General features: G+C 47.4%; 12 protein-coding genes and 6 tRNA genes. 5 read left to right on the forward strand and 13 right to left on the reverse strand.

The features are described 5' to 3' along the window. Nucleotides 1-14: 14 nt before the first annotated feature. The gene (locus DEU30_RS08050; protein WP_011234997.1) at nt 15-1,142 is read left to right on the forward strand and encodes a DSD1 family PLP-dependent enzyme; all 1,128 of its coding nucleotides are present in this window, start codon (nt 15-17) and stop codon (nt 1,140-1,142) included. 47 nt (nt 1,143-1,189) lie between these two features. On the opposite strand, the gene DEU30_RS08055 is transcribed toward DEU30_RS08050, so the two are convergent. The 6 genes from DEU30_RS08055 to DEU30_RS08080 all read right to left on the reverse strand — a co-directional run bounded on the left by DEU30_RS08055 (nt 1,190) and on the right by DEU30_RS08080 (nt 7,402). Further along, the gene (locus tag DEU30_RS08055; RefSeq protein WP_011234998.1) at nt 1,190-2,269 is read right to left on the reverse strand and encodes an MBL fold metallo-hydrolase; all 1,080 of its coding nucleotides are present in this window, start codon (nt 2,267-2,269) and stop codon (nt 1,190-1,192) included. Then, the gene (locus DEU30_RS08060) at nt 2,256-2,738 is read right to left on the reverse strand and encodes a hypothetical protein (RefSeq protein WP_011234999.1); all 483 of its coding nucleotides are present in this window, start codon (nt 2,736-2,738) and stop codon (nt 2,256-2,258) included. Before DEU30_RS08060 ends, DEU30_RS08055 begins: the two co-directional genes overlap by 14 nt. Before the next feature lie 105 nt (nt 2,739-2,843). Then, a complete protein-coding gene (locus tag DEU30_RS08065) occupies nt 2,844-3,251 on the reverse strand; it encodes a septal ring lytic transglycosylase RlpA family protein (protein ID WP_011235000.1) in 408 nt (135 codons plus the stop codon). 63 nt (nt 3,252-3,314) lie between these two features. After that, nucleotides 3,315-4,205 carry a TIGR01777 family oxidoreductase gene (locus tag DEU30_RS08070; RefSeq protein ID WP_011235001.1) on the reverse strand — a complete coding sequence of 297 codons (891 nt, stop codon included), beginning with the start codon at nt 4,203-4,205 and terminating at the stop codon, nt 3,315-3,317. A 22-nt stretch (nt 4,206-4,227) separates the two neighbouring features. Continuing rightward, nucleotides 4,228-6,732 (reverse strand): FtsX-like permease family protein, encoded by a 2,505-nt coding sequence (locus DEU30_RS08075; protein WP_011235002.1) that lies wholly within the window; start codon nt 6,730-6,732, stop codon nt 4,228-4,230. Beyond that, nucleotides 6,722-7,402 carry an ABC transporter ATP-binding protein gene (locus DEU30_RS08080; RefSeq protein WP_011235003.1) on the reverse strand — a complete coding sequence of 227 codons (681 nt, stop codon included), beginning with the start codon at nt 7,400-7,402 and terminating at the stop codon, nt 6,722-6,724. The genes DEU30_RS08075 and DEU30_RS08080 overlap by 11 nt, the downstream gene beginning before the upstream one ends. Nucleotides 7,403-7,405: 3 nt before the next feature. Here DEU30_RS08080 and DEU30_RS08085 point away from each other — a divergent pair, with 3 nt between their 5' ends. Next, nucleotides 7,406-8,023 (forward strand): arylesterase, encoded by a 618-nt coding sequence (locus DEU30_RS08085; protein WP_011235004.1) that lies wholly within the window; start codon nt 7,406-7,408, stop codon nt 8,021-8,023. A 45-nt stretch (nt 8,024-8,068) separates the two neighbouring features. Here DEU30_RS08085 and DEU30_RS08090 read toward each other — a convergent pair. The 6 genes from DEU30_RS08090 to gltX all read right to left on the reverse strand — a co-directional run bounded on the left by DEU30_RS08090 (nt 8,069) and on the right by gltX (nt 10,750). Next, nucleotides 8,069-8,144 (reverse strand) — tRNA-Glu (locus DEU30_RS08090). Between the two features lie 35 nt (nt 8,145-8,179). Continuing rightward, nucleotides 8,180-8,255, reverse strand: a tRNA-Glu gene (locus DEU30_RS08095). Between the two features lie 32 nt (nt 8,256-8,287). Beyond that, nucleotides 8,288-8,363: transfer RNA gene (locus DEU30_RS08100), tRNA-Glu, on the reverse strand. 47 nt (nt 8,364-8,410) lie between these two features. Further along, nucleotides 8,411-8,486, reverse strand: a tRNA-Ala gene (locus tag DEU30_RS08105). A 141-nt stretch (nt 8,487-8,627) separates the two neighbouring features. After that, complete coding sequence (can, locus tag DEU30_RS08110) at nt 8,628-9,278, reverse strand: carbonate dehydratase (protein ID WP_011235005.1); 651 nt, start codon at nt 9,276-9,278, stop codon at nt 8,628-8,630. 65 nt (nt 9,279-9,343) lie between these two features. Then, nucleotides 9,344-10,750 carry a glutamate--tRNA ligase gene (gltX, locus tag DEU30_RS08115; protein ID WP_011235006.1) on the reverse strand — a complete coding sequence of 469 codons (1,407 nt, stop codon included), beginning with the start codon at nt 10,748-10,750 and terminating at the stop codon, nt 9,344-9,346. A gap of 192 nt (nt 10,751-10,942) precedes the next feature. Here gltX and DEU30_RS08120 point away from each other — a divergent pair. Next, nucleotides 10,943-11,018 (forward strand) — tRNA-Val (locus DEU30_RS08120). 35 nt (nt 11,019-11,053) lie between these two features. Next, nucleotides 11,054-11,129: transfer RNA gene (locus tag DEU30_RS08125), tRNA-Val, on the forward strand. A 13-nt stretch (nt 11,130-11,142) separates the two neighbouring features. On the opposite strand, the gene DEU30_RS08130 is transcribed toward DEU30_RS08125, so the two are convergent. Beyond that, nucleotides 11,143-12,054, reverse strand: a complete 912-nt coding sequence (locus tag DEU30_RS08130; protein ID WP_011235007.1) for a LysR substrate-binding domain-containing protein — start codon at nt 12,052-12,054, stop codon at nt 11,143-11,145. A 131-nt stretch (nt 12,055-12,185) separates the two neighbouring features. Here DEU30_RS08130 and DEU30_RS08135 point away from each other — a divergent pair, with 131 nt between their 5' ends. Further along, entirely contained in the window at nt 12,186-13,304 is a 1,119-nt protein-coding gene (locus DEU30_RS08135) for an S-(hydroxymethyl)glutathione dehydrogenase/class III alcohol dehydrogenase (RefSeq protein ID WP_011235008.1), read from the forward strand. Nucleotides 13,305-13,307 lie beyond the last annotated feature (3 nt).

A 13,307-nucleotide genomic window follows, 5' to 3' on the forward strand; every position in this document is an offset into this window, starting at 1 on the left:
GCAGGACAACAATTATGAAATCAGCTCCTGACTGGATTGCACATCCGGATACACCTTATTTGCTCATCGATGAAGCTAAATTGAAGAGTAACATTAACTATCTTAAGCAACGGGTTGAGTCCCTTGGCAGTCATTTACGCCCGCACTTAAAAACCCTGCGTACTCTGGAGGCGGCTGGGTATCTACTCGATAGTAAGAGTGCTCCGGCCACAGTATCAACGTTAGCTGAGGCCGAGGCCTACGCGAAGGCAGGTTATACCGATTTACTTTATGCTGTTGGCATAGCGCCGGCAAAGCTAAAGCGTGTAGCCGCACTAAGACAGCAAGGCATTAATCTGCATATTCTTTTAGATAATATAACGCAGGCACAAGCGGTTGTTGATTATGCTGCTGAGTTTGGGCAAGACTTTTCCGTTTTTATTGAAATAGACAGTGACGATCACCGTGGTGGTATTAAGCCAAGCGATTCAAAATTGTTAACCATTGCAAAAACACTTGGCGAGCATTTCACCGGTTTAATGACCCATGCCGGTGGCTCATACGCCTGCAATACGGAACAAGGCTTAAAAAACTTCGCCAAACAAGAATGCGATGCCGTTCGAATAGCACGAAACAACCTGGAAACCGCCGGTATTCACTGCGCTATAACCAGCGTTGGTTCAACGCCGACAGCTCATTTTGGCGAAGACTTTAGTGACATTAGTGAAGTCAGAGCCGGCGTTTACACCACCTTTGACTTAGTCATGAAAAACATCGGTGTATGCGACTTCTCGCACATAGCCATGTCCGTCGTCACCACAGTAATCGGCCACAACAAAGAGAAGAATTGGCTGCTGACTGACAGCGGCTGGATGGCATTGTCGCGTGATAGTGGAACAGCGGGTCAGAACCGTGATTTTGGCTATGGACAAGTATGTAAAATAGACGGTTCTGTGCTTGATGGCCTTTGTGTTAATAGTACCTCGCAAGAGCACGGCGTTATAGAGTTAAGCGACGCTTACCAATTAGAAGACTTTCCCGTTGGTCATCAACTACGCATTATGCCCAACCATGCCTGTGCCACTGCCGCCATGCATCCCGTTTACCATGTGCTAATGAGTGACGGTTCGCATAACACCTGGCAACGCATTACTGGCTGGTAATCAACTGCACCGCTTCTTAGTTGCCAGGTTACAAGCAAAAGGGAAAGCTACAAGCTTTCCCCTTCGTTTAAAATCACGATTTCAGCTGATGTCCCAACTTTCTCTGCCATATTTAAAAAGCGAGTTAGTGCCGAGTGAGAGGATAGATCTCCCAGACCCCAGCTTGCATTGCCGTATCCCCAGGGGATAAATACTTTGCAATTAAGATCAGCGGCTGCCGCCAGGGCGTCTTCCGGCGTCATGTGAACATAGCGATACCATTCAGGCGACTCTTCACTGTAATAAGACGCTATCGGCAACAGACACACATCAATATCACCGTAACGCTTGTTTATTACTTTAAAGTGTTCTGAATAACCGGTATCTCCGGCGAAAAGCAACGTCTTCCCCTTGTTTTCGATTAACCAGGCATTCCAGGAGTCTTTATTGTTATCTTCGTAAATAAAGGGCACCAAGGTGCGGCTACTAAAGTGGTGAGCAGGCACCGCAGTCACCAGAGAGTCACCTATTTTCTTCGAAGAAAACCAACCGAGTTCAGTTATATTTGCTCCAATGGATGGAAAGTGATCGGCCAGATTCAATGGCACTAAGTATCCGGGCTTGCGCCCTATGGTTTCAATATCGCTCTTATTAAAATGATCGTAATGAATATGGGAGTATAATACCGCATCGGTGGCATCAATCAGCTCTGGATCTGGCTCCACATTCACCTTTCGCTGTTCACCTCCAACAAGTGAAAACAGCCAGTTAACTGGCCAGTCAAAGTCATTGAAGACTGGATCCGTTAAAAACGTCTCTCCGCTTGAGGTTTTAATGACAAAAGCTGCGTGACCCAGCCATTTAACAGAGAAATCCGTTCCCCCGAGGAAAGCCTTCTTATTTCCAGTGTACTGACACAACCCATCGCTACCACACTGAATATCGCTACGAGGCTTATAGCAATCTTGTTTACAGGTTAACGGATAGCTCTTCTCACCGGCGTCCAGGTTTTGAAAGCGCCCGGTTTCCTCATTAATCAGTTGAGTCTTTTTGTTCGTTGTCGTTACTAAGTTTGCGCTGCACCCAGTTAAAACTAAGGAGAGCAATGCATAAGCAGTAACCAGCATTAGCTCGTTAATTTTCACCACTGAGCTGTACTCCGGAAACGCTAGCCTGACTCAAATCAGCCATGTGATGGCTTAAGCGCCAGTAGTAAATAAAATCTATCAGGATAACAGCGGCAAAGTCATAAACCGTAAACGAATAGTCTGCATCACCGATAAAAATATCCCGAGAAATTGAAACAATAATGCCAAAGAGTATTATGAGTGGAAGTAACCGTATAAATACCACCCAGCTGAGTGAAACATATCTCTCAAGAAACTCCCTACCGTCACGCCCTCCATTAGACTTATAAATAAATGTCGTTCCGAGTACAACAAAGGCTAACTCAACCCAGAACAGAGCTTTATCCCACACCGACGTATTTTCACCCACAATGGCTATTGGTAGGGTAAATAAAACCAACATCACTACCAAATAGTAAAAGGCTTGAGTTTGACTGAAGCGTCCCTGAAGAAAGTCCCTTTTCAGCGCATCAATATTCCAAAAGTACATATTAGCTCCCTAAATTAAACGTATCTAAGGAGACTAATCTTAATGAGGCAGTAGGTCACGCCTCAAATTGTTAAACTTTGTAACATATCAACCAAAATATTAAATCTAATCAACCACTTCAGTCGCCACTTCAATAACCCCTGAGTCAAGATCAGCTATTTTATCAAAAGCGGAGCGTGACAAATCAATCACTCTGCCATCAATAAACGGCCCACGATCATTAATTTTCACCACAACACTTTTGTTGTTAGCAATATTGGTGACTCGAACTTTGGTTCCAAACGGCAAGGTTCGGTGAGCCGCGGTGCTGGAAAAGTGATTATAAGTCTCACCGCTTGCGGTAGTTCTGAATTGATACTTCATGGCGTAGTAAGAGGCTTTACCAGATTCTCTAGTACCAACTACGTTTTGAGGGCTTTCAGCGGGAATAGAAGTACACCCGGTAAGCGCCAGCATAAAAATGCCAACGCCAAGGGTTAATTGTTTAAGTGGATACTGGTTTTTTGTTTTCATCCCTCAATTTTACTGAGTTCCGAAAACACTGTCCGTTAAGAAAACAAAAAGACGTGTAAAGAATTAAACACTTGCCTTAAAAGCTTCTCGTACTGTCGGATACTCAAACTGAAAGCCATGATTACGCAGTTTATCCGGCACCACAGCTTGCCCTTCAAGTAGCATCGACGACATTTCACCCAAGCCTAACTTAAGGACAAACGCCGGTACTCTCATAAAGTGCGGTTTATTCATAACCGATGCCAGGGTACGACTAAAGGCTTCGTTAGTCACTGGTCCGGGAGCCGTCATATTAACGGGCCCGGACAAATTATCGTGCTCCAACAGATACTCAATGGCTCGAATCATATCGTCCAGCTGGATCCAGGACATCATCTGATTGCCCTCACCCAACGGACCACCTAAACCAAACTTATAAGGCGGCAGCATTTTTGCTAATGCTCCCTCTCCTTTTGCCAAAACGACACCGGTACGCAGCAAAACTACACGAGTTGCATCTTTTGCTGCCAAAGCCCGTCGCTCCCACTCCTGACACAAAGTAACAGCAAAGTCCTTATGTTCAGCGACATGGTCTTCATTAACCGGCTCTGCATCACGCGGACCATAATAGCCAATGGCCGAGCCACTCAAAAAGGCTTTAGGTGGCTTTTCTGCTTTATTAATCATGGCGGCGAGCTTTTCTGTCACCTGCCAACGACTGTCTTTCAGGGCTTGCTTACGGGAATCAGACCAACGTTTATCCGCAATACCCTCGCCCTGTAAGTTTATAATCGCATCAAACTGACCAATATCCACAATTTCATCGACCGAAGACAGCAAAGTTACATTGTCGCCCAGCTTTTTTCTCGCCCTTTCCTTGCTGCGAGTGGTGACCGTAAACTGATGCGTGTCCTGGTACTTATGAATAAACGCTGAGCCAATAAGCCCAGTACCACCTGTCATTAAAATGTTCATCGGTCACCTCTTTTATGTTCCATCAGGCCAGCTTACGTATAAGCTGCGCCGTATTTCTCTGAATGAGCCGGTGGCAGGATAAACGACCTAAAACAGCCACCACAACAGCACCAAATACCGGTCCTAACAACCAAAGTTTCCAATGAATCACTGGCGTCATATTGAATACCTGGTTTTGCAATATAAATAGCGAGACTTCCATGGCTAAGGTTGCTATTAGCCCGCTAATTGCCCCAAGCACCAGAAACTCATAAGTAATACTGCGACTCAATAATTTACCCGGCGCTCCCAGGGTTCGTAAAATCACCAGTTCCTTCTGCCGTTCTTCCATACTGGCCTGCACCTGCGCAACCAACACTAAAGCTCCGGCAATAATGACCAGCACTAATACAAAAACAATGGCTAAACTGACCTGTCCAATCACTTCCCGAATCTGATTGATCATAGCGTCCAGATCAATCAACGACGTCTGCGGAAAAGGTTTAAACAATTGGTACAATTCATCTTTTCGGTCTTCACCCAGTCTAAAACTGGTGATGTAAGTTGCCGGAAAATCTTCCAGTGTCGAGGTATTAAAGATCATGTAAAAGTTTGGCTGCAGGGTATTCCAGTCGGCTTTACGCAAACTGGTTACTGGCACAGTGAACTCTTCGCCACCTAAGTTAAAGCGTAGTTCATCACCCACTTTTATATCCAGTCGTTCGGAGACATTTAATTCGACAGAGACCTGAGGTTCAGCGTTGTCGCCCCACCACTCTCCAGCAGTAAGTTCGTTGTTAGGTGGCAAGGTGTCTCGCCAGGTCAGTGAAAGCTCTCTTCCTATACCTTCGCGGCCTTCAGCATCATCGTCATCACGATCTTCCTTGGTGACTTCGTCTAGCAGCTTCTCGCCATTAATATGGGTTAAGCGCCCAGGTACAATGGGGTACAGATCCGTCGACGGAATGTTCTCTCGCTCAAACATGGTCTGCATGTCATCAACTTTGTCTTCGGCTATATTGATGGCGAAATAGTTTGGCGCATCCGCTGGTAACTGACTTTTCCAGTCTTCCAGTAAGTCGTTACGCAAAACAATAACGAGCAACAACAGCATAATGGCGGTTGAAAAACTCAGCATTTGAACACTGTTGGCGGCTGCTCTTCTTTGTAAGCCCGCCATAGCCAGGCGCCAGCTACTGCCTGCTTGCATACCCGCCTTACGGCTGGCAGAAATAAACAGCCGGCCTAATCCAAGCAGCAGCACAGCGGCGACTGCACCGCCTGCAAATAAGGCTGTCGATAACCACCACTGCTGGCTGTAAATAACCAGCAATGCGTAAATGGTTCCGCCACTTAGTACCCATTGTAGCCAGCGTACCGCGTTACCCGCCGTTAACTGACGGTGCAGCACGCGCAGCGGCGGAATAGAGACCAGTCGGAATAACGGATACAGTGTAAACATAACGGCACTGATAACACCGGTGGCTCCGGCTAAAACATAAGGCTGCCAGCCCGCCTGAGGTAAAGTCGCATCCAGTTTCTGTGCGACCCACTCAATAACCAGATACTGAAGAGCCCAGCCAAGCGCCATACCGATGGCCACACTCGCAGCGGTTAATAGCAACAGGTGCAGCATAAAAATACGACGGATTTGCTGACGACTGGCACCTAAGGTCTTGAATATGGCGACCACATCGTAATTTCGTTGGCAATAACGCTGTGCTGCAACCGCAACAGCTGTTGCAGCCAGAACCACACCAAGTAAGCTTGCGAGCATCATAAAGCGCTCGGCACGATTCAGCGACCGTGACAACGGACTGTCGCCATCTTCAATACTACGCCAGCTGTGCGTATCGTCATTCAGGCGTGGTAACAGCCATTCTTCGTAAGCATCAATATCACTGTTATTACCAGCCATCAGCACATTAAAACGAACCCGGCTGCCGGGTTGAATCAGACCGGTTTCTTCCAGCTGCGAATGGCGAATCAATACGTTAGGACTGTCGGTAAAAACTGAAAAGCCAACGTCAGGCTCGTAAGTAACCACCTTAGTGACTTTAAAGCTACTATTGCCCACTTCAATATCATCGCCAATATCTAATTGCAGCGCCTGAAACAGCTGCGATGCCACCCAGGCTTCACCTTCTGCGGGGAGCCCCTTGGCAACGTAACCTTGTCCAAAAGGTTGATCCGCTATTTCCAGCTCACCGCGCAGAGGATAACCGTCACTCACCGCTTTAACATCCACCAGGGTCATGTTTCCGTCAGCAAAAGCCATGGAATTGAAAACCACTTTCCAGGCGGTTTTCAAGTTCATTTGCCCGGCTTGCTCAAGCCACTCCTGCGGAATATCGCGTCTGGAACTTAGTACTCTGTCGGCAGCCAGAAACTCACTGCTACGTTCAGTTAATCCTGCTTGCAGACGATCACTGAAAATAGACAACGAAAGCACTGCGGTCACCGACAAAATAATAGCCAGTGCCATAATGGTCAGTTCACCGCGCCTCAGCTCCTGCTTTAACAGACGAAATGAAATCTTATGCCACATCCTGATCTGCCTCCGATAGCTGGCCTGCTTCCATTTGCAACACGCGCTGACAACGCGCAGCAAGTCGCTGATCATGAGTGACCACAACAAGTGTGGTGCCATAATCCTTATTCAAGTCAAATAGCAGCTCTTCAACCTTGCCGCCGGTTTTTGCATCAAGGTTACCGGTAGGTTCATCAGCAAACAGAATTTTGGGTTGTCCAACAAAAGCCCGAGCAATAGCTACGCGTTGCTGCTCACCGCCAGACAGTTGGTTAGGATAATGGTGCCAGCGATCTTCCAGCCCAACCTTCGCCAGTAATTCTCTGGCTTCTTTCTCTGCGCCTTTATGTCCGGCCAGTTCTGCCGGCAGCATAACGTTCTCTAAGGCACTTAAGCTAGGTACCAGCAGGAACGACTGAAAAATGAAGCCGACTTTGTCAGCACGAACTTTTGCGCGCTGCTCCTCATCCAATTCGCTTAATTTTTCGTTCTCTATAAGAACCTCTCCGGAGGATGCGAGGTCTAAACCCGCCAGTAGTGACAATAACGTCGACTTACCTGAGCCGGAAGCGCCGACAATGGCTACGGTGTCACCGGCATTGATACTGACGTTAATTGGCTGCAGAATCTGTAATGGACCCTCAGAGGTGTCTACGGTTTTTTCCAGTTGTTGAGCTTGAATGAGCATAAAATGAAAAACTTCCTTTTGAAAACGTGTTTATTTTTAGCGCTGTTGTTGGTTATACGCAGCGTTTCCGCAAATGTCTCACTTGTCGTTTTAGGTGACAGCTTAAGCGCCGGTTATGGGCTTTCTCAGGAACAAACCTGGGTTGCCGAGTTAGATCGACGCTGGGAGAGCTCTCATCCCGATATTAACATCATTAACGCCAGCATTAGTGGCGAGACCACTCGTGGTGGTTTGCGCCGCTTAGAAGGCGTTTTAGAGCGTCATAAACCCGACGCATTATTTATTGAGCTGGGTGGTAATGACGGACTTCGTGGGTTCGACCTAAACACAGTTCGTTCAAATTTGAAACAAATCATCGACCAGGCGCAGCAACAAGGCGTTAAAGTCGGTTTGAGTCAGGTTATGGTGCCACCAAACTATGGCCAGCGTTTTGCTGAACAGTTCCAGAAAATGTTTGAGGAAGTTGCAGAAGAAAAAAATGTGACACTCATACCTTTCTTTATGGAAGAAATAGCAACAAATGCGGATTATGTGCAGGATGATGGCATTCACCCCACCGCGGAAGCCCAGCCAAAGATAGCTGATTTTCTGGAACCTTATTTACTGAAGTTGGCCCAGTAGCGAAAGCCAGAAACAAAAAAACCGCCTGCGGGCGGTTGATTTAAGTGGCGTCCCCTAGGGGATTTGAACCCCTGTTACCGCCGTGAAAGGGCGGTGTCCTAGGCCACTAGACGAAGGGGACCCATGGAACTTAATTTAATATATGCAGAAAAGTAATGGCGTCCCCTAGGGGATTTGAACCCCTGTTACCGCCGTGAAAGGGCGGTGTCCTGGACCACTAGACGAAGGGGACGCAGAAATTACTTTTTACATTTTGTATTTGAATGGCGTCCCCTAGGGGATTTGAACCCCTGTTACCGCCGTGAAAGGGCGGTGTCCTGGACCACTAGACGAAGGGGACGCAACAACCAAATACTTACTGCCAAATAATGCTTTACCAAAACAACTTGGTGGAGCTAAGCGGGATCGAACCGCTGACCTCTTGCATGCCATGCAAGCGCTCTCCCAGCTGAGCTATAGCCCCGCACCTGACAGTCGCAGACTGCCTTGACAGCGGGGCGCATTCTATTGTGACCTGAGCTAATGTGTCAACTATTTTTTCTAAAAATACTTCTGTTTGAGCGTTTTTATGGCAGTTTGCTCAGTAATTCATCAAATCTTGACTTTAACCGCCTTTCGGCAACTTTTGGTGGTAAACGTGGTACACCTGCTCCATGCCTTCCCGGCTTGAAACCGATACATTCATATCATTAACCAAACCATTATCTAAACGATAGACCCAACCGTGTATTGTCAGTGACTCACCTTTGTCCCAGGCTTCCTGCACCATATTGGTTTTGGCCAGGTTTTTAACCTGTTCAATCACGTTCAGTTCACACAAACGATCAATCTGCTCGGTCTCGCCCAGTTGCTCTAACTCTTCGGCATGCTCGCGGTACACATCACGAATTGGATACAACCAGTGATCAACCAGCCCGTGAGGTTTACTCTCAAGTGCCGCTTTTACACCCCCACAACCGTAATGACCCACCACAAGGATATGCCGAACTTTCAACGCTTCAATGGCAAACTGAATAACCGACAAGCAGTTAAAATCAGTCTGGATGACTTGATTGGCGACATTTCTGTGTACAAACAATTCACCCGGAGCCATCCCCACAATCTCGTTCGCCGGCACCCGACTATCGGAACAGCCTATCCATAGATATTGCGGGGATTGCTGCCCTACTAAGCGTTTGAAAAAATCAGGATCGTTCTTTACCTGTTGCTCCGCCCACTCTTTGTTGTTTGCAATCAAATGTTTTATATCTGCCATTACTCATCCCATCGTGGCGGTCGCCTGGCGTTATCAGGCCAGGCGTAATTTTTATTAGCATCAAATTACGCGTTTTCGCGGTTAGCAATAAATTCCAACGCCAGGTCTATACGTGCCAGAACGGTCTGCTGCGGAATTAATTCCAGAGTCACATCTAATGATGGAGAGTTGCCCCCACCCGTCGCGGCAACACGCAGTGGCATGCCCACTTTGCCCATACCAACATCCAAATCGGCAGCTGTCTGGTTAATTGCCGCCTGAATATTAGCAGCATTCCAGTCACTAATTGCTCCGAGCAGTTCTTTGGCTTTTACCAGCGGCTCTTTGGCTACCGGGCGTAAATGTTTTTTCGCCGCTTTTTCGTCAAACTCATCGAATGACTCAAAGAAGTAACGGCTAATGGCAGCCATTTCTTTTAAGGTTTTTACCCGATCAGCCTGCAACGACACAACTTGCTCTAGCGCTGGACCATTACTGGTGTCCACACCTATTTGGTCAAACTGCCATTGCAATTGCGGTGCAACTTGCTCCGCAGGCAAGGTTTTCATGTAGTGCTGGTTTAGCCAGTTAAGTTTTTCGGTATTAAACGCAGAGGCTGCTTTATTCACGTCATCCAGCTTGAAGTACTCCACCAGTTCATCGCGGCTGAATATTTCCTGATCACCATGAGACCAGCCTAAACGCGCTAAGTAATTTACAACCGCTTCCGGTACGTAGCCGTCGTCGCGGTATTGCATAACGCTGACTGCACCATGACGCTTCGACAGCTTCTTACCATCGTCACCTAAAATCATCGACACGTGAGCGTACTGAGGTACTGGTGCACCCAGAGCTTTCAGAATATTAATTTGACGCGGGGTATTATTAATGTGGTCTTCACCACGCACCACGTGCGTAATATCCATGTCCCAGTCATCAACCACCACACAGAAGTTATAAGTCGGCGTACCGTCAGTACGGGCAATGATCAAATCATCCAGTTCAGTATTAGCGAACTCAATGCGCCCGCGAATGTGATCATCAAAAACCACACTGCCGTCTTGCGGGTTACGAAAACGAATGACGTACTTATCACCGCCAACATTCGGGTTGTCCCGACAATGGCCATCGTAGCGAGGCTTTTCACCGGCAGCCATTTGCTCTTCACGCATTTTTTCTAAGCGTTCGGTTGAGCAATAGCATTTATAGGCTTTGTCTTCTTCCAGTAATTTGTCGATTAACTCCTGATAGCGCTCAAAACGCTGAGTCTGGTAATAAGGCCCGCGATCCCAGCTTAAACCTAACCATTCCATGCCCTCTAAAATGGCATCAATAGCAGGCTGAGTTGAACGTTCACGGTCCGTATCTTCTATACGCAGTACGAACTCGCCGCCCTGCGCTTTTGCGACTAACCATGAATACAATGCCGTACGGGCACCACCAACATGCAAATACCCAGTCGGGCTGGGGGCAAAACGCGTTACCACACTCATGTTTGTTCCTTTCTTTAAAACCAGTCAATTTTATGGGCGCAAGTTTATCAAGACTGAGCGCCTGACGCATCTGCTATTCGAAATGATTAAAATGTCAGCAAACGAACACAAGTTGGCAATTTTTATTTGACAGTTTAGATCTGCGCCCTATAATGCCACCTCGCAACGACGCAGAAGTGTCACAGTGAAAATGGTTGCTTAGCTCAGTTGGGAGAGCATCGCCCTTACAAGGCGAGGGTCACTGGTTCAAGCCCAGTAGCAACCACCACTTCTCTTCTTCCGTCAATTGCAGACCTTCAGGATGGTTGCTTAGCTCAGTTGGGAGAGCATCGCCCTTACAAGGCGAGGGTCACTGGTTCGAGCCCAGTAGCAACCACCACTTTTTTACTCTCTCAGTTCTCTATTTCTCCAGTATTAAATTTTCCTGATAAATTTCCTGATAAATTCCCTGACAAATAGTCTAGTAATACCCGTACTTTTGGAATCACCTGACGGTTTTCCGGATACAATGCCCATATACCATCATCGGGTTGCCGGTAGTCCGCTAATACTTCCTCTAGCTGCCCGTTAGCTAATGAGTCCGTTACATAATAGTCCGGCAGCATAGCCAGCCCCAGACCTTTCATAGCGGCGTCACGAAGCGCCAGACCATTGTTGCAATGCAGGTAGGATTCCGGACGAACCGTTTCCAGTTTACCCTCAACCTGAAAGCGCCATTGCCTGACCGTTCCGGTAAAACAGCGGTGCGCATCCAGTGCGTTAATATCTTGCGGCCGACCAAACTCTTCAAAATAAGCAGGAGAGCCGACGACGAAATGTCGGCGCGAGCCTAGTTTTCTGGCCCGTAACCGCGGATTACCCAACTGCCCTAATCTAATGGCAACATCGTAACTGCCCTCTATTAAATCGACCTGCTCGTTGGTTAATTGAAAATCCAGCCGGCATTCTGGGTAAATGTGTAAAAAATCATTCAACAGAGGTGCTATGAAACGCTCACCATAATAGACCGGTGCCGTAATGCGAATCAGCCCCTGCGGCTGCTGCGTTCGCTGCTGAATGGCCTGATCGGCGTCTCTTAAGCTGGCAACCAAGTGCTGACAATGAGGTAAATAAAGCTTCCCCTCTTCCGTTAAACTGACACTGCGGGTTGAGCGGTACAGCAGTTGCATCTGCAGCCGGTGCTCAAGCGCTGCTATATTACGGCTAACCTGCGCCACAGATAACCTGAGTTGCCGGGCTGCCGCAGTAAAGCTCTGTTGCTCAGCCACTGCCGCAAACTCACTGATCCCCTGCCATGGCTTCATCTCACACCCATTATTTCATTTATGAAAAAGTAATTTGTAAAAACAGTAGATTACCTGCTAATGAGAAAAAGTTAAACTTACGCTACGCTTTTACCTAATAAAATGAAAATCCAAGACTATAAGGAATTATTATGGAAACCATTAAGTCACGCGCTATGGTTGCCTGGGGCCCGGGCGAACCACTGAAAGAAGAAATTATTGACGTTGCGCCGCCGAAAAAAGGCGAAGTGCGGGTTCGCATTATAGCAACAGGTGTTTGCCATACCGATGCTTACACACTTTCCGGTAAAGATCCTGAAGGCATTTTCCCTTCTGTACTAGGTCACGAAGGTGGCGGTATTGTTGAATCCGTCGGCGAAGGTGTCACCTCAGTTGAAGTGGGTGATCATGTTATTCCTCTGTACACCGCGGAATGTGGTGAGTGTAAATTCTGTACCTCGGGTAAAACTAACCTGTGTCAGGCCGTTCGTGCCACTCAGGGTAAAGGCTTAATGCCGGACGGTACCAGCCGCTTTTCAAAAGACGGCGAGACCATTTATCACTACATGGGCACTTCAACTTTTTCTGAATACACCGTTTTACCAGAAATTTCACTGGCTAAAATTCCCAAAGACGCTCCTTTAGAAAAAGTCTGTCTGTTAGGTTGTGGTGTCACCACCGGCATGGGCGCGGTTAAAAACACCGCCAAAGTCCAGGAAGGCGACACAGTTGCGGTATTTGGTTTAGGTGGTATTGGTCTGGCCGTTATTATTGGTGCCGTACAAGCCAAAGCTTCGCGCATTATTGCCATTGATGTAAACGACGACAAACAAACGATTGCCAAAGAGCTAGGCGCAACCGACTTCGTGAACCCAACCAAGTACGACAAGCCTATTCAGGAAGTTATTGTCGATATGACTGACGGTGGTGTCGACTTCTCGTTTGAATGCATTGGTAACGTCGACGTTATGCGCGCCGCGCTAGAGTGCTGCCACAAAGGCTGGGGCGAGTCCGTAATTATTGGTGTTGCCGGTGCCGGTGAAGAAATCTCTACCCGCCCTTTCCAGCTGGTTACTGGCCGTGTATGGCGTGGTAGTGCCTTTGGTGGCGTTAAAGGCCGTACCGAACTGCCTGACTATGTAAAACAATATATGGACGGGAAATTTGATTTAGACACCTTTATCACTCATACCATGCCGTTAGAAGAGATTAACGAAGCGTTCGACTTAATGCATGAAGGTAAGTCGATTCGTTCAGTTATTCATTATTAATGG

It is taken from the genome of Idiomarina sp. 017G (assembly GCF_004362265.1).
Taxonomy (GTDB): domain Bacteria; phylum Pseudomonadota; class Gammaproteobacteria; order Enterobacterales; family Alteromonadaceae; genus Idiomarina; species Idiomarina loihiensis.